This is a genomic window from Streptomyces sp. NPDC026538, assembly GCF_055567535.1.
This window is the reverse complement of record NZ_JBVHQG010000013.1, coordinates 280617-301917: the sequence shown is the minus strand read 5'-3', so window position 1 is coordinate 301917 and position 21301 is coordinate 280617. Positions and strand designations below refer to the sequence as shown.

The following is a 21301-nucleotide window of genomic DNA, read 5'->3' as shown; positions in this document are numbered from 1 at the left end:
ATAGGGCTCGCGGGAAAAAAAAAAAGAAAGACGAGGGGTTTGTTGCGGCCCTCCGTCCGCGGCCGTCGTGGCTCGCAGGGACCGGGAACAACCGGGGTGTGGCACGGCCTTGACCGACGGCCGTCCCACGCCCGGGCTTACGGGAAGGTGTGCGATCAGCCGATGATGCGGTGGGTGGCCCAGAACGACGTCAGGTCCGTGGTCGTGGCGGCCTGCGCGGCGGCCTTGAACTCGGCCGTGGTCGAGACGCCGTACCAGTGCGAAGTGGCGTAGTCCCTCAGGAGTTTGGCCATCACGGTGTCACCCAGGGTGCGGCGCAGATCGTGCAGGGCGCACTTGCCGTAGCCGTAGACGACGGTGGAGTAGCGGGACGAGTGGGCGTCCCAGTAGGCCATCGAGTTGGTGATGTTCTCCGCGGACGAGGCCCAGGAGACGCTGTTCCAGCAGTTCGTGCCGGTGCTGCCCAGGGCCAGGTCGGTGGCGTAGTCGGTGAACGCCTCGTCCAGCCAGGGGCTGTTGTACTCGTCGTCGCCGACGATGCCGTAGAACCACTGGTGGCCGATCTCATGGGTGAGCGCCGTGGTGCTGACCAGGTCGAGGACGAAGCCGGGGTACTCCATGCCGCCGAACCAGAAGTTGTTGTCGATGACGGCGTCCAGCTCGCCGTACGGGTAGGCGCCGAAGCGGCCCGCGTGGGCGTCGACCGCGGTCTTCGCGGTGGTGAGCATCGACTGCGCGCTGGACGAACTGATGCCCGAGACCGAGTAGATGTTGATCGGGGTGCCCGCCGTCGAGGTGCCCGAGATCTTGGTGAACGGGCCCGCCGCCCACGCGAAGTCGCGGACCTTGGACGCGGTGGCCGTGGTGACCGTGCGTCCGCTGGTGCCGGGGGTGTCGACCGAGGTGCCGGTGGCCGGGACCAGCAGGGTGGTCGGGTGGTCGAGGGTCACCTTGAAGTCGGCGGCCAGGGAGTAGAAGGACTCGCCGTTGTTCGTGTACGGGTCCAGGTGCCAGCCCGAGCCGTCCTTGACCGCGAGGACCGGCAGCGCGTTGCCGATCATGCTGAAGGCGCCGTCGTGGCCGAACCGGTCGGCGCCGCTCGGGACGGTGATCCCCAGGTCGAAGCCGATCGTGGTCGACTGGCCCTGCGCCAGCGGGGTCGGCAGCGCGATCTGGAGGGCCGTGCAGGCCACCGAGAGGGCGCCCGCGGTACCGCCGGTGACATTGGTGACCGTGATCGGCGGCGCGGAGCAGGTGCCGTGGTAGTTGTCCCACAGCCGCAGGTACACCTCGGTGAGCGGGGTGGCCGAGGCGTTGGTGAAGGTCGTGCTCTCGTGTCCGGTCCAGACGGTGCCGGCGGTGTTGCTGCTGAGACTCACGGTGTACGACGGGGCGGCCGGCGTGCGCGTCGAGTCGGCCGGCGGGGTGGTGTCGCCGGAGGTGTTGAGGGCGATGTCGTCCAGGACGAAGCTCGTCTGGAGGCTGGAGTCCTCGGTGCCGGTGAAGGCGAGGCTCACGGTCTGGCCCGCGAACGCCGACACGTCGAACGACTTCTGGACGTAGCCGGTGGCCCTGTTCAGGTTCGAGTACGTCGCCAGGGTCGTGCTGCCGATCTTCGCCGTGAGCTTGTCGTACGCGGTGGACGAGGTCGTCTCGGCGGTGTCGATGTGCAGCCAGAAGGTGAGGGTGGCGCTGCTGCACCCGGACGGGATCGTGACGCTCTGGGAGAGCGTGTCGGTGTGCGTGCTGCCGACGCCGTCGAGCCAGGCGAAGCTCGTGCCGCCGTGGGCGCTCTGCCCGGTGCGGCTGGTGATCACACTGGTCGAGGACTGGGTCCAGGACGAAGTGCCGCTTTCCAGGCCGCCGTTGGCGACCACTTGGGTCGGAGTGCAGGCCGCCTCCTCGGCGGCCGACGCCGTGCTGCCGGGGAGCAGGGCCGCGGCCAGCGCCGCGACGGCCAACGCACTGGTGACGAAGGCCTTGTGGGGGGTCGATCTCACACGAAACTCCTTTGCGGCGACCGGGATCCCGGTCTGCTCGGTGACCGCCGGTCCGGCTGGGGTGCGCCGGGGAGCGGTCACAGGTCACGCGTTACGAGTGGTGCGAGTCCGAAGCCTGACAGAATTGACCAGGCCATGTCACTAAGGGATAACCCGCGCGTCAGATATGGTCCGCGCAGCACGGGGTGGGGTTGGGGACCTCGAACGGGGCCAGCAGGCCGCCCGCCGCCGGGACCAGGGCCAGGGTGAGGACGCCGTCGCGCCACTCCGGGCGTACGTGGTCCTGCGTCAGGATCCGTGCGGTGGGCGGGAGTTCGGCGGCCGGTGCACCGAGCACCACCAGGCGTTCGACGGCGGTGCGGTCGAGGATCGCGCCCGCGGTGACCGTGCCGGTGAGGTGCCGCACGCCCGGGTAGACGACCGCCCTGCCGGAGGTGCGGGGTGCGGCGGCCGCCCGGCGGGCGCTGTCCGCCGCGTCGCCCGGGCCGTGGATGCGGTCCGCCAGGGCCAGGCCGGTGCCCTCGGGGAGCGCCGTCAGCAGTTCCTGCCACACCGCCTCCGGGTCCGGGACCGCCAGCGACACCGCCGTACCCCGGCGCTCGTCGGTGCGGTGCAGGTGGGTGCAGGCGAACACGCCGTCCGGGAGCGCCAGTCGGCCCAGCAGCTTGTGGATCAGATGGTCCGCCTCGCGCAGGGTCGCCGTGCCGGCGTCCACCCCGATGACGGGGTGGACGCCGGCGGCGTGGTGCCGGGAGGTCATGCGGGCAGGACCCACATCGGGTTGGAGTAGAACCACAGGTCCTTCCACGGGTCGGCGTCGCCGAGGACGTCGATGGCCGGCCCCGCCGGGTCCACCGCGGCACCGTGGATGCCGACCGCCGAGCGGTTTCCGTCGGTGCCGCGCAGCCGCACGTACACCGGCTTGTCGAGGCGGCCGAGGGAGTACGTCAGCCGGACGGCCCCGGTGGCCTTGTTGACCTCGAAGGACTTCACGACCTTGGTGGCGGGGGTGGCGAAGGTGTCCTTGTCGCTCACCTTGCCGGTGACATCGCCCTGGATGACGTCGACGCGGGCCAGGGCCGGCACGAACTGCGCCCAGTTGGGGCCGTTGGCGAGGCTGATCTCGATGACCAGGTCGACCTGGCTGCCCCTGCGGACCTGGAGCACGCCGCCGAGGGTGACCGCGCGGGAGCCGGAGCGCAGCTGGGCGTTCAGGCCGCTGATCAGGCCGCCGTGGTCGACCCAGACCCGGCCGGCCCGGATGCCGTCCATGACCGACTTGTAGGAGAAGGAAGCGGCACCGACGTGGGTACGGGAGTACTGGCCGGGCCAGAAGTCGGTGTCGGTGAGGCTGACACTGCCACCGTAGACCGGGTCGTTGTAGCGGCCGTTGGCGTTGAAGTCGCTGTTGGGGCCGCGCACCGCGGTGTCGGCGTACACGTTGTGGGAGTCGGAGTTGGCGGTGATCCACCAGGGCTTGCCCTCGGCGAGCAGGCTGTCCCAGAGGCCGCCGACGGTGGCGGTCATCCAGTCGAAGCCGCCCCAGGTGCGGTAGCTCTCCAGCGGGTAGCCGCCGAAGGAGTCCGCGCTCGGGCTGTTGTCGTAGATGCCGCGCGCGGAGCCGGGGCCGTTCGGCTTGGGCAGGCCGCCCGCCTGGTGGCCGGGGGCGCCCTCCATGCCGACGGCGATCGACGGCTGGGCGTCGCGCCAGCCACGGATCTCGTGCGGGGAGTCGATGCCCTTGCGCGCCGGGTGGTTGGCGAGGAACAGGGCGTCCCTGACCTTGCGGCGCTGCACCTGCTCGGCGAGGAAGTTGAGGCCGGAGATGGCCAGCGCCTCGTTGGCCGGGGTGTTGGCGGAGGCGCCCTTGACCGAACCGTCGAAGGAGTTCTCGAACTCCTTGAGGACGGCGACCTCGTTCTTGCCGGGGTGGACGAAGACGGTGCCGTGCTCGGCGGCCGGGATGTTCCACTCCAGGCCCTGGAAGACCAGCGTGTCGTCGATCTCGTCACGGGCCGCGACGATGTCCGGGTTGACCTTCTCCACACCGATCTTGGCGTGCTGCTCGCTGCCGTGGTCGGTGATGACCATCCAGTCCAGGCCGTGCGCGTTGGCCTGGCGGACGTGGTCGACGACCCGGTACTTGGCGTCCGAGCTGTACTGGGTGTGGATGTGGTGGTCGCCTGCCAGCCACAGGAAGTCGCCGGAGCGCCCGCTCCGGGAGTGGGAGGAGGAGACCGAGGCGGCGGCCTGACCCGCGCCGGCGAGGACACTGCCGGCCGCGAGGCCCGCGCCGAGCAGACCGGTGCGGCGCAGCATCGAGCGGCGGGAGAGCTGACCGGGCGTCAGCTCCTCGTCGGGGACCGACAGATCGAGGGCGGGCGGCAGCGAGGAGGCGTCGCCGTCCGTGTGGTGGTGATGGTGGTGATGATGACCGTGGTCGTGACTGTGACCGTGGCTCATGCGCGAACTCCCGCGGGCCGTCGGGCTGGGGGGTGACTCCAGGACGTGCAGAGTCTGCGAAGGTCGCGTGAACAACGGGAGTCGAGGTCATGGTGAGGTAAAGAACCGCTGATGTGCAGCAAACTACGGGGAGTTGGCACGCAAAAAGGTGCACGCGGACGTAGACCACTGCACGCGGGCGTAAAAGCACCGCCGTGGACGCAAAACCGGCCGCGGAACTGCACGCACAAAGCCGCCCGGGCCGGCCGGTGAGGCCGGCCCGGGCGTCAGACGCCGGGCTTCGCCGGGATCAGACCCGCCGATATCAGACCAGGTCGAACCGGTCCGCGTTGGCGACCTTCGTCCAGGCGGCGACGAAGTCCTTCACGAACTTCTCCTTGGCGTCGTCGCTGGCGTAGACCTCGGCGACCGCGCGCAGCTCGGAGTTGGAGCCGAAGACCAGGTCGGCACGGGTGCCGGTCCACTTGACCTCGCCGGTGGCCAGGTCGCGGCCCTCGAACGTGGTCTGGTCCTCGGAGGTCGACTTCCACTCCGTGCCGTAGTCGAGCAGGTTGGCGAAGAAGTCGTTGGTCAGCACACCCGGGGTCGCGGTGAGGACACCGTGCTTCGATCCACCCTGGTTGGCACCCAGCACCCGCAGACCGCCGACCAGGACGGTCAGTTCGGGGGCGCTCAGGCCGAGCAGGTTGGCGCGGTCCAGGAGCAGGTACTCGGCCGGCAGGCGGTTGCCCTTGCCGAGGTAGTTCCGGAAGCCGTCGGCCGTCGGCTCCAGGGCCGCGAAGGACTCGGCGTCCGTGTGCTCGTCGGTCGCGTCGACCCGGCCCGCGGTGAAGGGCACCTCGATGTCGACGCCGCCGTCCTTGGCGGCCTTCTCCACTGCGGCGGCGCCGCCGAGGACGATCAGGTCGGCCAGGGAGACCTTCCTGGCACCGGAGTTGAACTCCTGCTGGACGCCCTCCAGGACGCGCAGCACCTGGGCCAGCTCGTCGGGGTCGTTGACCTCCCAGCCGCGCTGCGGCTCCAGGCGGATGCGGGCGCCGTTGGCGCCGCCGCGCTTGTCGCTGCCGCGGAACGTCGACGCCGACGCCCAGGCGGTGGAGACCAGCTGCGAGACCGTCAGGCCCGAGTCGAGGAGCTTGGCCTTGAGGGCCGCGACGTCGGCGGCGTCGATGACCTCGCCCTCGGCCGCCGGCAGCGGGTCCTGCCACAGCAGGGTCTCCGCCGGGACCTCCGGGCCGAGGTACAGGGACTTCGGGCCCATGTCACGGTGGGTCAGCTTGTACCAGGCGCGGGCGAAGGCGTCCGCGAACTCCTGCGGGTTCTCGTGGAACCGGCGGGAGATGGACTCGTAGATCGGGTCGAAACGCAGCGACAGGTCGGTGGTGAGCATCGTGGGCAGACGCTTCTTCGACGGGTCGTGCGCGTCGGGGATGATCGCCTCGGCGTCCTTGGCGACCCACTGCTTCGCGCCGGCCGGGGACTCGCTGAGCTCCCACTCGTAGCCGAAGAGGATGTCGAAGAAGTCGTTGCTCCACCGGGTGGGCTTGGTGGTCCAGGTGACCTCCAGACCGCTGGTGATCGCGTCGCCGCCCTTGCCGGTGCCGTAGGTGCTCTTCCAGCCGAGACCCTGCTGCTCGATCGGCGCGCCCTCGGGCTCGGCACCCACGTTCTCCGCGGGGCCGGCACCGTGCGTCTTGCCGAAGGTGTGGCCACCGGCGATGAGGGCGACGGTCTCCTCGTCGTTCATCGCCATGCGGCGGAAGGTCTCACGGATGTCGCGGGCCGCGGCGATCGGGTCCGGGTTGCCGTTGGGGCCCTCCGGGTTGACGTAGATGAGGCCCATCTGGACGGCGCCCAGCGGGCTCTCCAGGTCACGGTCACCGGTGTAGCGCTGGTCGTCCAGCCAGACCTTCTCGGGACCCCAGTAGACGTCGTCCTCCGGCTCCCAGACGTCCTCGCGGCCGCCGGCGAAGCCGAAGGTCTCGAAGCCCATCGACTCCAGGGCCACGTTGCCGGTGAGGATCATCAGGTCGGCCCAGGAGATGGCCTGGCCGTACTTCTTCTTGACCGGCCACAGCAGCCGGCGGGCCTTGTCGAGGTTGCCGTTGTCCGGCCAGCTGTTGAGCGGGGCGAAGCGCTGCTGGCCGGCGCCGGCGCCGCCGCGGCCGTCGGAGATGCGGTAGGTGCCCGCGCTGTGCCAGGCCATCCGGATCATCAGCGGGCCGTAGTTGCCGAAGTCGGCCGGCCACCAGTCCTGCGAGGTGGTCAGCACCTCCGCGATGTCCCGTTTCACCGCCGCGAGATCAAGGCCCTGGAACGCCTCGGCATAGTCGAAACCCTCGTCGAGCGGGTTCGCGACGGCGGGGTTCTTGGCAAGGATCTTCAGGTTGAGTCCCTCGGGCCACCACTGGCGATTGCCGCCGCCCTGGGTGGGGTGCGGGGCACGGTCGTGCGCGACCGGGCACTTGCCCGCGGCGTTCTCCTGGGTCTCGGACATGGGGGAAATCCTTCCGGAAGGGGCGGATCGACGTACTCAGGAATTACTGACGGTGGAGCAGGCGGGGCACAGGCCCCAGTAGATGACCTCGGCCTCGTCGATGGCGAAGCCGTGATCGTCCGAGGCGGTCAGGCACGGGGCTTCGCCGACCGCGCAGTCGACATCGGCGACGGCACCGCACGACCTGCACAGAACGTGGTGGTGGTTGTCGCCGACGCGCCCCTCGAACCGGGCCGGGCTGCCGGCCGGTTCGATACGACGTATGAGTCCTGCCGTGGTGAGCGCGTGCAGCGCGTCGTACACGGCTTGAAGCGATATGTGGCCTACACGCTCGCGGACGCCCGAGGCGACCCTTTCGACGTCGAGGTGGTCGCCGGCGCGGACGGTCTCCAGCAGCGCGACGCGGGCGGCCGTCACCCGCAGGCCGGCACCACGCAGCTCGTCGGCGGTGGTCGGAGGCTGGGATGCGGTCATGACGCCAACCTATCCTCATAAACACGAGTGATTCAAGAAAACAAACCGTTCAAGTTTGGTGGCGAAGCGAACAACCCCGCGCCTCGGCCACCACCCGTCCGCGGGCTTTGCCATCTCTTTACAACCCGCGCCGGTGCCGGGTCGTCTCTCCGCTCGACCTGTTACTCAGCCCGCCCTGACCACCGCGGGCCGACGAAAGAGAGCGTCTCCATGCGCCGAACCGTCCTGACCGCCACGGCACTCGCCTGCACCGCCGTCCTGGCCGGCACCGTGCCCGCGTTCGCCGACGGCACCAGCCCGAGCCCGGTCCCCACCGTGGCCCCGTCCGCCGCCGCCTCCGCGGAACCCTCCGCCGTCCCGTCCCAGGCCCCGTCCGCCGAGCCCACCCGGGCCGCCACGCCCGCGCCCGCCCGGGACCGGGGCCAGGTCGCGGCCGTGCCCCAGGGCGCGCCCGACACCGGCGTGGCGGAGCCGTCGTCGGACTCCGGGACCGAGAGCGCGCTGATCGGCGGCGGCGCGGCGGCGGCGCTCGCCGCGGGCGCCGTGGTCTTCGCCGTGCGTCGCCGCCGGGCGACCGGGGCATGACCTCGCTCTCCAGGCGCGCCTTCGTCACCGTCGCGACGGCCTCGCTGCTGGCGGGCTGTGCGGGGCAGGCGGCCCACTCGACGGCCACCACCGTCCACCGTGAGGAGCCGCCGGCGCCCTCGCCGTCCGCCACGCCGACCGCGCTCGGGCGTTCCGTGCCGGTCCGGCTGCGCATCCCGGCGATCGCCGTCGACACCCCGCTGCTGCGGCTGGGGCTGGCGTCCGACGGCACGGTGCAGGTGCCGCCGATCACCGCGCACGACCAGGCCGGCTGGTACCGCCACTCCCCCACCCCGGGGCAGGTCGGCCCGTCGGTGATCCTCGGCCATGTCACGGTCGGCTCCTACGGTGACGGCGTCTTCCGCCGGCTCGCGGAGCTGCACCGGGGCGAGCAGGCCGTGGCGCGTCTGGAGAACGGCCGGTCGGCGGTGTTCACCGTCGACGAGGTGCGTACGGTCGCCAAGGCCGAGTTCCCGACCAAGGACGTGTACGGGGACGTGGACCGCCCGGAGCTGCGGCTGATCACCTGCGGCGGCCCGCGGGGCGGCGACGGCTACCTCGACAACGTGATCGTCTTCGCCACGCTGACCGGCACGACAGCCTGACCCGGCGGACACGGATGCGGGACCGGTGGAACGTGGCGAACCGGTTCCGCATCCTCCTCATCGTCCCCGACGAGCCCTTCGAACCTGGAGAACGTTGAAACGGTCCCGTGACAAGGCGGCGTCCGAGCTCTTCGCCGCCCTGTACCCGCGCCTGGCCGGCTGGTGCCGCCGTCTGGTCGACGACGACGAGACGGCGCACGAGATCGCCTCGGAGGCGTTCACCCGGCTGTGGGCCCGGTGGACGTCGGTGGAGGAGCCCCGCGGGTTCCTCTACGTCACCGCGGCCAATCTCGTCCGGGACCACTGGCGCAAGCTGGAACGCGAGCGCCGGACCGTACGCCGCGTCGGCTCGGAGGCCGCGACCCGCCCGCACGCCGAGCAGGCGGACCCCTCGGTACGGCTGCTGGTGCAGTCGCTGCCCGAGCGACTGCGCGTTCCGATCCTGCTGCACTACTACGCTGACATGCCGATCCGGGAGGTGTCCGAGCTGACCGGGCGCAAGGAGGGAACCGTCAAGGCCGATCTGCACGCGGCCCGTGAACTGCTCCGCGGCCATCTGAGGAGAAGCCTTGACCACACGCTTTGACGAGGAGCCGGAGTTCGACGGCCCCGACGACCCCCTCACCGTCGTGCTGCGGCCGCCGGCCGCCTATCTGGGCCCGCCGCCGGGCCGGTACGAGGAGATCCGGCGCGCCGCGGGCCGCCGCCGGCTGGTGCGTGCTGCGGCCGGGGCGGGGGTGACCTGTGCCGTCGCCCTCCTGGTGGCCCTGCCGATGCGTCTGACGGCGCCCTCGGCGCCGGTGTCCCCGCGGGTCCCCCTCGCACCGCCGGCCGTCAGCCCCACGGCCCCGCACCGCGTCCCGGCGTCTCCGGCGCCCCGCAGCCCGTCACCGAGCCCCAGCACCACGCCCGGACCACCGAGCCCCAGCACCGCGCCCGGACAGAGCCGCACCACACAGGTGCCCACCCGTGGGCCGTCGACGGCTCCGTCGGCGGTGCGGGTCACGCCCACCGAGGGCCGGCGGAGCGCCGACGCCACACCCTCCCCGTCCTAGCGGCGTCAACATGACGAAGGGCCACATCACCCGTTCGTGCCCCCGTGTTTCGGCGCGCCGCCTGTCCTGCGAACGCGCGGGCCAGGGCGTCGGGGCGGGGGGTACGACGCCCCGCGAGGGCCGTGGTCCGTGTCGGCCGTCCGGGTAGGGTCGCACCGCCCATCCGGCCGCTACGGCCCGTTTGGCCGAGGCCGCTGCTCGGCGTTGGTGTGATGTTTCGTACGAGGCCGGAATGAAAGGTGTGGAACGGGCAACGCTCCGTTCCATGCTCCACGCGCGAACCCTCCGGCAGGTGACCTGATGACGACGGCGACCAAGGCCCCTCTGACCAGTCCGGCCGCCGCGCCACCCTCCCGTCCCCAGCCGTCCGCCCCCGCCCCCTCGCTGCCGTCTCTCACCGGCCTGAGATGGATGGCCGCGCTGCTGGTCTTCGGACTGCACGTGCACAACTTCCGTTACTTCGGCGGAACCGGCGCCCGCTTCATGTCCTGGGGATTCGAGGCCGGCGCGTCAGGGGTGTCGTTCTTCTTCGTGCTGTCGGGGTTCGTGCTGATGTGGTCCGCGCGGCCGGGTGACCGGGCGGGGCGTTTCTGGTGGCGGCGTGTCGCCCGGGTCTATCCGGTGCACCTGGTGACCGCCGCCGTCGCCCTGGTGATGGCCCTCACGCTGCCCCGCCAGCCGAGGCCGACCCTGCCGCAGGGCGTGGCCGACGTCTTCCTGGTGCACTCCTGGTGGCGGCCCTGGTGGCAGACACTGGACCCGGTCAGCTGGTCGCTGGCCTGCGAGGCCTTCTTCTACGCCGCCTTCCCGCTGCTGGCCCTGGTGCTGCGCCGGCTGGACGTGCGGGGCGCCAGGCTGCTGGCCGCGCTGTCCGTCCTCGCGGTGCTGGTGCTGGCCTGGACGGACGCCCACCACTGGTGGGACCAGCCGATCAGCTCCTTCCCGGCGGCCCGGCTGCCCGAGTTCGTGCTCGGCGCGACCGCCGCGCGGCTGGTGCTGCTCGGCCGCTGGCGCGGCCCCGGTCTGGAGGCCTCGCTCGCGCTGGCGATCATCGGCTACTTCCTGGTCCCGCAGTTCACCGACGAGTACGCGGCCACCGCGTGCACCATCACGGGTTTCGCACTGCTCATCCCGGCGGCCGCCCTCGCGGACCTGCGCGGGCTCCCCTCGCTGTGGCGGCGCCGGTGGCTGGTGCGCCTCGGCGAGCTGTCGTTCGCGTTCTACATGGTCCATCTGCTGGTGCTGCGGACGGGCACCCACCTGCTCGGCACCCGCCCACGCTTCGGCCTGCTCACCGGGGCGGCCGCCGCCACCGTCGCGTTCGCCGTGTCGCTGGGCCTGTCCTGGCTCCTCTGCGAAGGAGTGGAGCGGCCCGCGCGACGGCTGCTGCTGCGGCGCCCGGCCCGGCGGACGGCGGCCTAGCCGGCTACGGGAACTGCGTCACCTTCGAGGGCACCGTGCTGGTCCCCGAGGTCGGCGCTCCCGTGGTGTTGACGACGTGGGCGTACTGGCCCATGCCACCCAGGGAGATCACCAGCAGGTCGTGCATCTTGATGCCCGAGCCGGTCGGCACCTGGAAACCGTTGGACTGCACGATCGACGGGTCGGACGTGTAGTTGCAGTAGCTGCCGAGACCCCATGCCTCGTGGCTGGTCACGGTGTCGGCGACCTTGTAGGCCGCGTAACCGACGACGCCGTCGTGGGTGATGGCGGCGGCGTTCGGGGCGTCGTAGGCCTTCTCGTTCTGGAAGAAGATCGTGCGGCCCCGCTGGCCGTTCCAGTAGACGTCGTACTTGTTGAAGTGCTCGACGAACAGGCCGGTGGCGAGGACGTCGTTGCCGTTGACCCGGAGGCCGTAGTCGGCGCGGTTGGTGTCCCAGCCGACCCCGCTGCCGTGGTCGGCGCGCCAGAGCCAGGTGTGGTCGATGATGACGTTGTTGCTGTTGACGACCACGGAGTTGGTCGCGAGGCCGGGTCCGGCACCGCCGACGCGGACGAACACGTCCTGCATGCTGGTCGGGTTGGCGGAGTGGTCGGCGGTGGAACCGGGGTCGCCGATCCGCAGCAGCGTGTCGGAGTTGACCGAGCCCGCGTCGATGAGGAACCCGGCGAGCTTCACGCCGTCGACGTCGGCCACGTGCATGGCGTCGATGCCGTTGTCAGGAACCAGGGTGGCCAGGCCCAGGCCGAGGACGACGGTGTTGGCGCGGGTGACGTTGATGGTCTGGTTGAGGTGGTAGACGCCCGGGGTGAAGAGCAGGTTGAGACCCTGGGCGAGGGCCTGGTTGATGGTGGCGGCGGTGGCGCCGGCCTTGACGACGTAGAACTGGTCCAGCGGCAGCGAGGTGCCCGCGTTCGCCGGCCAGGAGACGCCCCGGGCGTTGGTGCGCTTCGCCGGGACGAAGACCTTGTAGGTGCTGCCGTCCAGGTACAGGAACGGCTTCTCGCGCGAGACCGGGGTGGTGTCCAGCGTGGTGTACGGACCGGAGTCGAAGTTGGTCGCGGGTGCGCCCTGGACTCCGGAGAAGGTCATGTTCCAGACGCCGTTGGTCCAGCCGCCGACCGAACTGTCGCGGGTGTACCACTGCTGCTGGGAGTACGGGCCGACCGTGCCGTCGATCTTCGAGTCGGCGATGTAGCCGCCCGAGGCCCAGCCGTAGCCGTTCGGCGCCAGGTTGAGGCCGCCCTTGACGTGGATGCGACGGAAGGGGGCCGCCTGAGCCACGGCCCAGCGGTCCGTCCCGTTCGACGGCGTGATGGCGAGGTTCTCCGCCGAACGCCAGAAGTTCTGGGTGGCGTTGCCGTTGAACCAGCCGGCGTCGACCGTGACATCACCGTTGATCTGGGTGTCGTCGGGGTTGAGACCGAGGCCGGAGATCGAGGTGTAGAAGCCGATCTGGGCGTTGATGCCGTTGTAGGTGCCCGGCTTGAGCAGGAACTGGTAGCGGCCGCTGCCGAACTGGGCCGACTCCTGCTGGGCGAAGACGGAGTCGAACTTCTGCTGGAGGTTCGGCGTGGACGGGTCGACGACGATCACGTTGGGGCCGAGGTCGCCGCCGCCCTGGACCGGGGGCGTGCCGGTGGTGGTGCCGAAGACCTGGAACTCCCAGAGCGAGTAGCCGTACTGGGTGGCCCGGTGCACGCCCTGCATCCGGACGTAACGGCCCTGGCCGGAGACGGCGAGGGTGTCGGTGCCGCCGTCCCCGCCGGTGACCGACGTGAGGTCGGTCCAGCTGCTGCCGTTCGCGGAGATCTGGACCTTGTAGTCCTTGCCGTAGGCGGTCTCCCAGTTGAGGACCACCTGGGTGACCGTGGCGGTGGCGCCGAGGTCGACCTGGAGCCACTGGTCGTCGGTGAAGGCGGACGACCAGCGGGTGCCGGTGTTGCCGTCGACCGCGTTCGCCGCAGCGGTCCCGGCGTTCTCCTCGGAGGAGGCCGTGGCCGTCTTCCCCTGGGACAGGGGGGTGTCGACGGCTTGGGCCGCCGGGGCGTGCACGGTGGGCAGGGCGAGCAGCGCCGCCATGGCGGCGAGCGCTACGCCCAGGGATCTCAGTCTCATCAGCGGCTCCCTGAGATGGGCACGGACGTGCCCGACGGGCACGCCTCCGTGCTTAGTTCAGGATTTGATTTAAGTGATGAGGCAACCGGGCGACAACCCTTCGGCACCGGAATATTTTCGACGACCGCCCCTCCGCGACCGGGCGGAGGGAGGCCGACGGGCGGTCGGGGGGATCAGGTCACCGGGCGGCGAGTCGCTCGTACATGGCGGCGGGGTCGCCGGACAGGGCGCCCTTGACCCAGCGGGTGAGGTCGTCGGCGAGCACCTCGAAGGCGTCCGACTCGACACCGTCGAGGGCCGCCGCCGCGATGTCCTGCGGGCTCGTCTTGGGCGCGTCGACGTGAGCCGCCATGTCGGTGTCGACGTACCCCATGTGCAGGCCGGTGACGCCGATGCCCCGCGGCTGGAGCGCCAGGCGCAGGCTGTTGGTCTGCGACCAGAACGCCGCCTTGGAGGCGCTGTAGGCGCCGCCCTCGGCGAACCAGGACAGCACCGAGTGGACGTTCAGGACGTGACCGCCGCCGTTGCGCTCGATCAGCGGGACGAAGGCGCGGGTGAGCAGCAGCGGCCCGAAGAAGTTGATCTCGAACTCGTGGCGGATGTCGTCGAGCGAGGAGGTCAGGAAGCGGGTGCCGGTGGCGACCCCCGCGTTGTTGACCAGGACGGTGACGTCCTGGGCCTGCTCGGCGACCGCGGCCACGGAGGCGGGGTCGGTGACCTCCAGCGCCAGCGCCACCGCGTCGGGGTGGGTGACGGAGCGCGGGTCGCGGGCGGTGGCGTAGACCTTGCCGGCGCCGCGCGCGTACAACTCCTCCACCAGCGCCTTTCCGACGCCCCGGCTGCCGCCGGTGACGAGGACGACGGAGTCCTTGATCGCGGTCATGACACTCACACTCCAGACTGGGGTCACAGTCGGAAACCGATCGGTTTCCGACGACTGCGGCCATCGTAAACCGATCGGTTTCCCACTTCAATCGCCGGGGGTGACGTCCGGCCCCCGGCCGCATCGGACTCCCTTACGGGCAGGGCTGGTTACTCGATCCAGTTCGTTGCGTCCCACCTCTGGCTCCGGGCTCCTACCGGGCGGTATACAGACCCCCGACACACGCGTGCGGACCACCCGTCGGGACCGGTTCCGCGCGCGTCCCGGTTCCAGGGGGGATCTTCATGGCGTACGGCATCTCGTCCGACGGTTCGGCGAGACGGCACCGGCGGAAGGCCACCGTGGCCGCGGCGCTGGGCGGCTGCGCCCTGGTGGCCGCGTCCACGACACCGGCCGCGGCACACGACGGCGGCCACCACGGTGGCCACGACCGCGGCACCAGCTATGCGGCGCTCGGCGACTCCTACACCTCGGGCCCCGTCATCCCGACGCAGGTCGACGCCAACTGCGCCCGCTCCGACCACAACTACCCCTCGCTGGTGGCGGCGGCGCGGCACGTCAGCGCCTTCAAGGACGTGAGCTGCGGCGGTGCCACGACCGCGGAGATGTGGAAGGCGCAGGGCACCAACGGCCCTCAGCTCGACGCCGTCCAGCGGGACACCGACCTGGTGACGGTCCAGATAGGCGGCAACGACATCGGGTTCAGCTCCATCATCGGCACCTGCGCGACGCTCAGTGCCACGGACCTGACGGGCAACCCCTGCCAGCGGTACTACAACGCCTCCGGCACCGACCAGCTGACGGTCAGGATCGCGCAGACCGCACCCAAGGTCGACAAGGTGCTGCGGGCCGTCCGCGCCCGGGCCCCGCACGCCCGGATCCTGGTCGTCGGCTACCCCGACCTGCTGCCCGACGACGGCAGCGGCTGCTATCCGACGGTGCCCTTCGCCGCCAAGGACTTCCCCTACCTCCGGGACGTCGGCAAGCGGCTGAACCTCATGCTGCGCCTGGTCGCCGCGTGGAACGGCGCCCGGTACGTGGACACCTACGGCCCGACCGTCGGCCACGACATGTGCAAGGCCCCCGCCGACCGCTGGATCGAGCCCCTCCAGCCGACCTCGCCGGCAGCTCCCGCACACCCCAACGCCAAGGGCGAGGCGGCCATGGCCGGGGCGGTGCTGGAGCGGCTGGGCAGGCGGTACTAGCAGCTGGTCGGCAGCGGCTCGGGTGCCGCGTTCCACGGGGGTGCCGGCGCCCGGGCGGCTCGGACGGTCCGACACCACGGCCTGTCCGCCCCCGTGGAAGGGACCGGGGGACGGTTCGCGATAGGTTGGCCTTCATGAGCGACAACGTTTATTTCGACATCTCGATCAACAACGAGCCGGCCGGCCGGATCGTGTTCAACCTGTTCGACGACGTGGTCCCGAAGACGGCCCGCAACTTCCGTGAGCTCGCCACCGGGCAGAACGGCTTCGGCTACGCCGGTTCGGGGTTCCACCGGGTCATCCCCCAGTTCATGCTCCAGGGCGGTGACTTCACCCGCGGTGACGGCACCGGCGGCAAGAGCATCTACGGCGAGAAGTTCCAGGACGAGAACTTCCAGCTCAAGCACGACCGCAAGTACCTGCTGAGCATGGCCAACGCGGGCCCGCACACCAACGGCTCGCAGTTCTTCGTCACCACCGTCCTCACCCCGTGGCTGGACGGCAAGCACGTGGTCTTCGGCGAGGTCGTCGAGGGTTCGGACATCGTCGACAAGATCGAGGGCTACGGCACCTCCAGCGGTACGCCGAAGGCCAAGATCGAGATCACGGCCAGCGGCACCGTCTGACAAAGGCCCCCACAGCCGAACGGTGACCGGGCGACCGCCCGGTCACCGTTTGTCCCGCGCGCGCCGGGGTTTCTCGGCCTCCGGCGGGGCACGGCCGGCCGGGTGATCGTGCGCGGTGAGGTGTTCCAGGGCCTCGGCCAGTTCCTGGCAGGCCTCCTCGACGGAGAGCCGCGTATTGCGCTGCTCGGTGATCACCGCCGACAGCAGCAGCGCGGTCAGGGCCATGGAGCCGTTGAAGGACTGCAGTTTCAGCATCACCTCGACACGCGACAGGCCGGCGAACGCGCCGACGTGGTCCGTCGCGGCGACGGTGGCCACGACCGACGTGAACAGGGCGCACAGCATGCTCCCCGCCAGCCGGAACCGCAGGGCGGCCCAGATCAGCACGGGGTAGACGAGGAAGAGCGCGCTCAGGGTGCTGTGCGTGGCCGCCGGTACCACGACGGCGGTGACGACCGTGAGGGCCAGTGCCTCCTTCCAGCGGCCGAGCGGCAGAGGCCGGCGGGCGCCGAGCAGCACCAGCAGGACCGGGGTGACGAGCAGGACGCCCATCGCGTCGCCGACCCACCACGCCAGCCAGACCGGCCAGAAATCGTCCGCGGCGAGCTTGCCGGCGACGACCAGCAGAGCCGCGTCGACGGTGGCGCTGAGCAGCATGGCGGTGAGCGCCCCGAGGAACACCAGGGCGAGGCCGTCCCGCAGCCGGCTCAGCTCGGTCCGGAAGCCGACCCGGCGCAGCATGAGGTACGCCCACACGGGTGCGGCCGTGTTGGCGACGAGGAGGACCACCACCTCGGGGCCGGGCACGGTGAGTGACAGGACGAGGAAGAAGCACCCGAGCGTGATGGCTGGCCAGCAGCCCAGGCCGAAGACCAGCAGACAGGCCAGCGCCACACCGGTCGGCGGGTAGACGGGGGTGACGACCGCGCCCTCGACGGAGAGCCGGCGCATCAGGCCGAGCTGCCCGGACGCGTAGTAGCAGGCGGCGACGGCCAGCGTCCGGAGGGCGTAGACGGCCGGTCGGCGCGGATCCTGGATACCCACCACAGCAGCCATCAGACACCGAGGCGGCCGGGTCGGCGAGGCGGGGGCCGCCTACGGCTGAAACGCCGGGCCGACACCGCTCACCCACGCCCCTTGCAGCCGGGGCGCCCGGCCCACGGCCGTTCCGCCGGAGGGCGAGGACGAGGGTCTGTCTTCACGGCGGGCGCTCGTGACCGCCGCGGCCCCCGACCGAAAGCTCATCACGCCGTGCGGTCGAGGCTGTCGTGGCCCACGACCAGGACCGCGGCGTCGTCCTCGTGGCCCACCTGTTCCGCGCCCTTGATCACGGCGGCGGCCAGGGAGTGTGCTTCCAGGCCGGCGACGGCGGCGATGCCGGCGAGCCGCACCACCTGGTCGAGGCCCTCCTCGACGCTCATCGACGGCCCTTCCACCACCCCGTCCGTGAGCAGCACGAACATGCCCCCGGTGGTGAGGCGGAACCGGGACACCGGGTACTCGAAGCCGGGTTCGATGCCCAGCGGCGGGCCGCCCTCGTCCTCCCCGACCCCGGACTTTCCGTCCGCGGTCGCCCAGACGAAGGGGATGTGACCGGCCCGGGCACTCTCCAGCACCCCGGTCTCCGGGTCGAGCCGCATGAACGTGCAGGTGGCGAAGAGGTCGTTGCCCAGGGAGACCAGCAGGTCGTTGGTGCGGGCCAGCAGTTCGCCCGGCTCGCTGGTAACCGAGGCGAGCGCCCGCAACCCCGCCCTGACCTGGCCCATGAAGGCGGCCGCCTCGATGTTGTGGCCCTGGACGTCGCCGATGGACAGGCCGATACGGCCGTCGGGAAGGGTGAAGGCGTCGTACCAGTCGCCGCCCACGTTGAGCCCGTAGGTGGCGGGCGCGTACCGGACGGCCAGGTGGAAGCGGGGGGTGTCGGGCAGGTCCCGGGGCAGCATGCCGCGCTGCAGGGCGACGGCCAGCTCGACCTGGGAACGCTGGTACTCGGCCCGCTCGCGCGCCTGGGCGGTGAGCGACCTGAGTCTGACCAGCAGCTCGTCGTCGTCCATGGAGCGCTTGCGGGGCATGGATCACTCCGGCCGGGGCGGCAGCCTTTCCAGGGCAAACCCTTGGATTTCACCTTTACAGGATCATAGTGCGAATGGCGGGCGGCGGGTCGGCCGCACCGGCGACGGCCGGGCACGGCCGGCCGTCGCCGTCCTGACCACGGGACGGCCCGGCGGGCGGGGCGGGCTCGCGGTCCGGACGGGGGGTTCACCCCTGGTGGATCCCGTCCGGGCGGCGCGAGGCGCGCAGCGTGCCGACCGTCTTGAGCAGCCGGTCCGCCGGCTCACGCAGCCGGGGATGGGCGAGGACGGTGTTGCGCAGCCCGCGGACCGGGCGGCGCCACATCCGGTGCGCGGCGGCCACCGGATGGATGCGGGTGACGAACCCCTCACCCACCCGCAGTTCGCGGGTCTTGAGCCAGTCCTTGTACTCCTTGTCCCCGCGCCCGAGGTCGACGAGGGTCACACCGCCGCGCGCCGCGCCCTCGGCGGTGCGCAGATGCATCATCAACCCGGGTGAGTAGTAGTGCAGTTCGGGGTCGTAGGCGGTGAACCAGGCGGCCAGTACGGTGCCCGAGCGCGGCCCGAAGTGCGCGGCCACCGGGCGGTCGCCCGCGTAGAGCACGGAGAGCACACCGGTGAAGTGCTCCGCGCGGACATGGAAGAGGTGGTCCACTAGGTCGACGATCCAGGGGCGGGCGAAGCGGTCCATGCGCCCGGTCCGCCGGTACTGGGCGGACTTCCAGCGCATCAGGGTGCGCAGGGCCGCCGGGTCGCGCTCGTCGAACTCGAAGCGCAGGTCGCCGATGTCGCGCCCGAGGCGCCGTTCCTTCTTCAGCGTGGTCTTCGCCAGACCGGGGTAGGTGGCGCGCAGCCACTCGGGGTAGCCGCCGTCGCCGGGTTTGACGTCGATCACCGGCGAGGCGAAGGTGCCGGTGACATGGCCGGCGAACGGTCTCTGCTCGGCGACCAGATGGTCGAACTCGAAGATGGACATCCCGCACGCGCTCAGCAGTTCCTGGGCGTCCCAGGTGACTCCGGGCCGGTGCACCAGCGCCTGGCAGTCGGAGAGGCCGAGGCCGATGGCCCGGCCCACCCCGAGGGCGTTGCGTTCGAAGGGGAAGAAGCCGACGGGTTCGCCGGCGTCGCGCAGGACCGCGACCCGGACGCCCCCGCGGTGTCTGCCTACCCCGATCGTGAACTCCGGGGCCAGAAAGGGATTGGCGTACTCCGGTGACTCGTCCATCGCATGGTGCCAGGCCCGGCAGAGCGACTGGGTCAGCTCGCCGGGTCTGTGGATCGTGATGTCCACCTCAGATCAACCGCCCTTCGGTTGACGAGGTGCGTGGCGCATGACTCCGGGACCGACTCCCGGACGGGCCTCTGCACTGGCCTCTGGATCGCATGGGCGACCACTCCCCCCCATAACGCGGATTCCGCGTTCCGCCGTTGCTACGAACAGCTCCTGTTCCCCGCCGTACACCTTCGGTCCGCGACCGGCGACGCGGTCGCCGGTCCGGAGGTGTCGCTCAAACGTCGCGAAACAGTACGCACGCTGTCAAGAGTGCCACTGTCGCGGCGGGATGGGGGTGGGGTGACTCGGACTTTCCCGGTGCTTTCCGTCAGGTCGCCGTCGCCGCGGCCGCCGCCCGGCCCGCCCGGCGGCCCGAGAAGAGGCAGCCGCCGAGGAAGGAGCCCTCCAGCGAGCGGCACCCCGCCGCCACCGAAGCCGGCGACCTCACCGGCGGCGTACAGGCCGGGCACCGGCGAGCCGTCGCTGTTCAGCACGCGTCCGGAGAGATCGGTCTGCAGACCGCCCAGGGTCTTGCGGGTGAGGATGTCGAGCCGGACGGCGATCAGCGGGCCGGCGCCGGAGTCCAGGATCCGGTGGATCGGCGCCGTACGGCTGAGGGAGTCGCCGATCCAGCTCCGGGCGTTGCGGATGCCCTGGATCTGGACGTCAGCTATTCCAAGACGGCCAGAGGCATCACGCGGGCAAGCGATTTCCTATAGGATTTCGGGCGCGGATGCGCGGTGGGCACGCACTCAGGCGGCGCGGAGGGTGATTCCGGGGCGAGCACCGCCCGTATCACCGCTGATCAAATCAACTCCTGCCGCAAGTCTTGACGCACGCATCTCCCTGACCCACGATCTCCGCATCAATTTCCTATCTGATTCTGCAGGGGTGGGCGATGCACTTCCCGACCAGATCCGTCCTGCCCGGGCTTCTCACGGCGGCCCTGCTCGCCGCGGGGGCAGCGGCCTGCACCTACCGCAACGCCCCCGGCCCCGCGGCCGGTGGGGCCACCGCTGCCCAACGGACCGGCGGCGGTGCCGAGTTGGCGGACGGCTCCGGGACCGAGGTGGCCCTGGTGCCCGGCGGCGCGCATCCCTACTTCCAGCCCTGGAAGACCGCGGGCGCCGCCGCGAAGAAGACGTACGGCCTCGGGTCCGTGACGTTCGACGAGACGGCCGAGTGGGACCAGCAGAAGCAGAACAACCTGCTGTCCACGCTCGCGGCGCGCGGCTACAACGCCTTCGGGGTGTTCGGGGTCTCCCCCACCGACATCAACACGACCTTCGGGGACCTGAAGTCGCAGGGCTTCCCGGTGGCCTCCCTCGGCTCGTGTCCGGCGGGCGGCACCGACGAGGCCGACTTCTGTCTCTCCACGAACGTCGAACTCGCCGCCTACAAGGCGGCCAAGGCGGCCATCGAGGCCATGGGCGGCAAGGGCACCCTGGTCCATCTGACCGGCAACAACGTGGACGCCAACACCCAGTTGCGGATCAAGGGTGTCGCCCGGGCCGTCAAGGAGTCCGGCGGCAGGGTGCGGCTCCTGCAGACCGTCACCGACATCGACACCGACCTTCAGACCGCGCAGAAGGCGGTGTCCGACCTGATGGCGGCGAAGGGCGACCGGATCACGGGCATCGTCGCCACCGCCTACAACCCGGCCGTCGCCGCCGCCGACGCCGTCCGGTCGTCCGGGTCGAAGGCGAAGGTCATCGCCATCGACGACGACGCCAAGATCCTCAGCGGCATCAGGCAGGGCACGGTCACGGCCACCGTCGTGCAGAACCCGGTGGGCCAGGCCGAGATCGGCGTCTGGGCGCTCGCGCTGCTCCAGACGAAGCAGTGCACCGTACGCGCCCCCGGGGTGGAGGTGGACTCCGGCTCGTTCGTCGTCGACAAGGCCAACGTGGCCGACTACGACAAGGCCCGGCAGACGAAGACCGCGCAGCTCAAGCAGGAGTTCGCCGACAAGATCCTCGCGTGCGGCTGACCGCCCCGACACAG

At 70.9% G+C, this 21301-nt stretch carries 18 protein-coding genes and 1 pseudogene; 8 read left to right on the top strand and 11 right to left on the bottom strand.

From position 1 onward, the window contains the following. Positions 1-155 precede the first annotated feature (155 nt). The 5 genes from ACZ4N4_RS39625 to ACZ4N4_RS39605 form a co-directional block, all read right to left on the bottom strand. Entirely contained in the window at positions 156-2000 is a 1845-nt protein-coding gene (locus ACZ4N4_RS39625) for a M1 family metallopeptidase (protein ID WP_467598168.1), read from the bottom strand. Between the two features lie 160 nt (positions 2001-2160). Further along, positions 2161-2760 (bottom strand): hypothetical protein, encoded by a 600-nt coding sequence (locus ACZ4N4_RS39620; RefSeq protein ID WP_467598166.1) that lies wholly within the window; start codon positions 2758-2760, stop codon positions 2161-2163. Beyond that, positions 2757-4463: a PHP domain-containing protein gene (locus ACZ4N4_RS39615; protein ID WP_467598163.1), complete on the bottom strand. Its 1707-nt coding sequence runs from the start codon at positions 4461-4463 to the stop codon at positions 2757-2759. The genes ACZ4N4_RS39620 and ACZ4N4_RS39615 overlap by 4 nt, the downstream gene beginning before the upstream one ends. Positions 4464-4767: 304 nt before the next feature. Continuing rightward, positions 4768-6960 (bottom strand): catalase/peroxidase HPI, encoded by a 2193-nt coding sequence (gene katG / locus ACZ4N4_RS39610; protein ID WP_467598160.1) that lies wholly within the window; start codon positions 6958-6960, stop codon positions 4768-4770. A gap of 36 nt (positions 6961-6996) precedes the next feature. Next, positions 6997-7434 carry a Fur family transcriptional regulator gene (locus ACZ4N4_RS39605; protein ID WP_450756964.1) on the bottom strand — a complete coding sequence of 146 codons (438 nt, stop codon included), beginning with the start codon at positions 7432-7434 and terminating at the stop codon, positions 6997-6999. Positions 7435-7644: 210 nt separating this feature from the next. Between ACZ4N4_RS39605 and ACZ4N4_RS39600 the strand changes: the two genes are divergently transcribed. From ACZ4N4_RS39600 to ACZ4N4_RS39580, 5 genes are all read left to right on the top strand, one after another. Further along, the gene (locus tag ACZ4N4_RS39600) at positions 7645-8019 is read left to right on the top strand and encodes a sortase-dependent protein (RefSeq protein WP_467598157.1); all 375 of its coding nucleotides are present in this window, start codon (positions 7645-7647) and stop codon (positions 8017-8019) included. After that, positions 8016-8624, top strand: coding sequence for a class F sortase (locus ACZ4N4_RS39595; protein WP_467598155.1), 609 nt, complete (start codon positions 8016-8018; stop codon positions 8622-8624). The genes ACZ4N4_RS39600 and ACZ4N4_RS39595 overlap by 4 nt, the downstream gene beginning before the upstream one ends. 94 nt (positions 8625-8718) lie before the next feature. Further along, the gene (locus ACZ4N4_RS39590) at positions 8719-9210 is read left to right on the top strand and encodes an RNA polymerase sigma factor (RefSeq protein WP_453566740.1); all 492 of its coding nucleotides are present in this window, start codon (positions 8719-8721) and stop codon (positions 9208-9210) included. Continuing rightward, a complete protein-coding gene (locus ACZ4N4_RS39585) occupies positions 9194-9679 on the top strand; it encodes a hypothetical protein (RefSeq protein ID WP_467598152.1) in 486 nt (161 codons plus the stop codon). Before ACZ4N4_RS39590 ends, ACZ4N4_RS39585 begins: the two co-directional genes overlap by 17 nt. A gap of 300 nt (positions 9680-9979) precedes the next feature. Beyond that, positions 9980-11101, top strand: a complete 1122-nt coding sequence (locus ACZ4N4_RS39580; protein WP_467598149.1) for an acyltransferase family protein — start codon at positions 9980-9982, stop codon at positions 11099-11101. A 4-nt stretch (positions 11102-11105) separates the two neighbouring features. Here the strand turns inward: ACZ4N4_RS39580 and ACZ4N4_RS39575 are convergent, their stop codons facing one another. Both ACZ4N4_RS39575 and ACZ4N4_RS39570 read right to left on the bottom strand, forming a co-directional pair. Then, entirely contained in the window at positions 11106-13238 is a 2133-nt protein-coding gene (locus ACZ4N4_RS39575; protein ID WP_467598146.1) for a discoidin domain-containing protein, read from the bottom strand. Positions 13239-13416: 178 nt separating this feature from the next. Next, positions 13417-14121: an SDR family oxidoreductase gene (locus tag ACZ4N4_RS39570; RefSeq protein WP_467598143.1), complete on the bottom strand. Its 705-nt coding sequence runs from the start codon at positions 14119-14121 to the stop codon at positions 13417-13419. Positions 14122-14405: 284 nt separating this feature from the next. Here ACZ4N4_RS39570 and ACZ4N4_RS39565 point away from each other — a divergent pair, with 284 nt between their 5' ends. Both ACZ4N4_RS39565 and ACZ4N4_RS39560 read left to right on the top strand, forming a co-directional pair. Continuing rightward, positions 14406-15326: an SGNH/GDSL hydrolase family protein gene (locus ACZ4N4_RS39565; protein ID WP_467598140.1), complete on the top strand. Its 921-nt coding sequence runs from the start codon at positions 14406-14408 to the stop codon at positions 15324-15326. Positions 15327-15460: 134 nt separating this feature from the next. Further along, positions 15461-15952: a peptidylprolyl isomerase gene (locus ACZ4N4_RS39560; protein ID WP_453566751.1), complete on the top strand. Its 492-nt coding sequence runs from the start codon at positions 15461-15463 to the stop codon at positions 15950-15952. A 42-nt stretch (positions 15953-15994) separates the two neighbouring features. Here ACZ4N4_RS39560 and ACZ4N4_RS39555 read toward each other — a convergent pair whose 3' ends face one another. From ACZ4N4_RS39555 to ACZ4N4_RS39540, 4 genes and pseudogenes are all read right to left on the bottom strand, one after another. Next, positions 15995-17008, bottom strand: a complete 1014-nt coding sequence (locus ACZ4N4_RS39555; protein WP_467598137.1) for an MASE1 domain-containing protein — start codon at positions 17006-17008, stop codon at positions 15995-15997. A 188-nt stretch (positions 17009-17196) separates the two neighbouring features. Continuing rightward, the gene (locus ACZ4N4_RS39550; RefSeq protein ID WP_453566754.1) at positions 17197-18024 is read right to left on the bottom strand and encodes a PP2C family protein-serine/threonine phosphatase; all 828 of its coding nucleotides are present in this window, start codon (positions 18022-18024) and stop codon (positions 17197-17199) included. Between the two features lie 187 nt (positions 18025-18211). Then, positions 18212-19315: a GNAT family N-acetyltransferase gene (locus tag ACZ4N4_RS39545; RefSeq protein WP_467598133.1), complete on the bottom strand. Its 1104-nt coding sequence runs from the start codon at positions 19313-19315 to the stop codon at positions 18212-18214. A 310-nt stretch (positions 19316-19625) separates the two neighbouring features. Continuing rightward, a pseudogene (locus ACZ4N4_RS39540) lies at positions 19626-19965 on the bottom strand (FAD-binding protein); the annotation flags it as partial. Positions 19966-20195: 230 nt separating this feature from the next. Here ACZ4N4_RS39540 and ACZ4N4_RS39535 point away from each other — a divergent pair. Then, entirely contained in the window at positions 20196-21287 is a 1092-nt protein-coding gene (locus tag ACZ4N4_RS39535) for a sugar ABC transporter substrate-binding protein (RefSeq protein ID WP_467598130.1), read from the top strand. The last annotated feature ends 14 nt before the right edge of the window (positions 21288-21301 follow it).

Excerpts from the sequence above, each read along its gene's own strand:
- ACZ4N4_RS39550 (WP_453566754.1), bottom strand. The coding sequence starts at position 18,024 with ATGCCCCGCAAGCGCTCCATGGACGACGACGAGCTGCTGGTCAGACTC.
- ACZ4N4_RS39620 (WP_467598166.1), bottom strand. The coding sequence starts at position 2,760 with ATGACCTCCCGGCACCACGCCGCCGGCGTCCACCCCGTCATCGGGGTG.
- katG (WP_467598160.1), bottom strand. The coding sequence starts at position 6,960 with ATGTCCGAGACCCAGGAGAACGCCGCGGGCAAGTGCCCGGTCGCGCAC.
- ACZ4N4_RS39595 (WP_467598155.1), top strand. The coding sequence starts at position 8,016 with ATGACCTCGCTCTCCAGGCGCGCCTTCGTCACCGTCGCGACGGCCTCG.
- ACZ4N4_RS39535 (WP_467598130.1), top strand. The coding sequence starts at position 20,196 with ATGCACTTCCCGACCAGATCCGTCCTGCCCGGGCTTCTCACGGCGGCC.
- ACZ4N4_RS39575 (WP_467598146.1), bottom strand. The coding sequence starts at position 13,238 with ATGAGACTGAGATCCCTGGGCGTAGCGCTCGCCGCCATGGCGGCGCTG.
- ACZ4N4_RS39560 (WP_453566751.1), top strand. The coding sequence starts at position 15,461 with ATGAGCGACAACGTTTATTTCGACATCTCGATCAACAACGAGCCGGCC.
- ACZ4N4_RS39555 (WP_467598137.1), bottom strand. The coding sequence starts at position 17,008 with ATGGCTGCTGTGGTGGGTATCCAGGATCCGCGCCGACCGGCCGTCTAC.
- ACZ4N4_RS39600 (WP_467598157.1), top strand. The coding sequence starts at position 7,645 with ATGCGCCGAACCGTCCTGACCGCCACGGCACTCGCCTGCACCGCCGTC.
- ACZ4N4_RS39605 (WP_450756964.1), bottom strand. The coding sequence starts at position 7,434 with ATGACCGCATCCCAGCCTCCGACCACCGCCGACGAGCTGCGTGGTGCC.
- ACZ4N4_RS39570 (WP_467598143.1), bottom strand. The coding sequence starts at position 14,121 with ATGACCGCGATCAAGGACTCCGTCGTCCTCGTCACCGGCGGCAGCCGG.
- ACZ4N4_RS39580 (WP_467598149.1), top strand. The coding sequence starts at position 9,980 with ATGACGACGGCGACCAAGGCCCCTCTGACCAGTCCGGCCGCCGCGCCA.
- ACZ4N4_RS39615 (WP_467598163.1), bottom strand. The coding sequence starts at position 4,463 with ATGAGCCACGGTCACAGTCACGACCACGGTCATCATCACCACCATCAC.
- ACZ4N4_RS39565 (WP_467598140.1), top strand. The coding sequence starts at position 14,406 with ATGGCGTACGGCATCTCGTCCGACGGTTCGGCGAGACGGCACCGGCGG.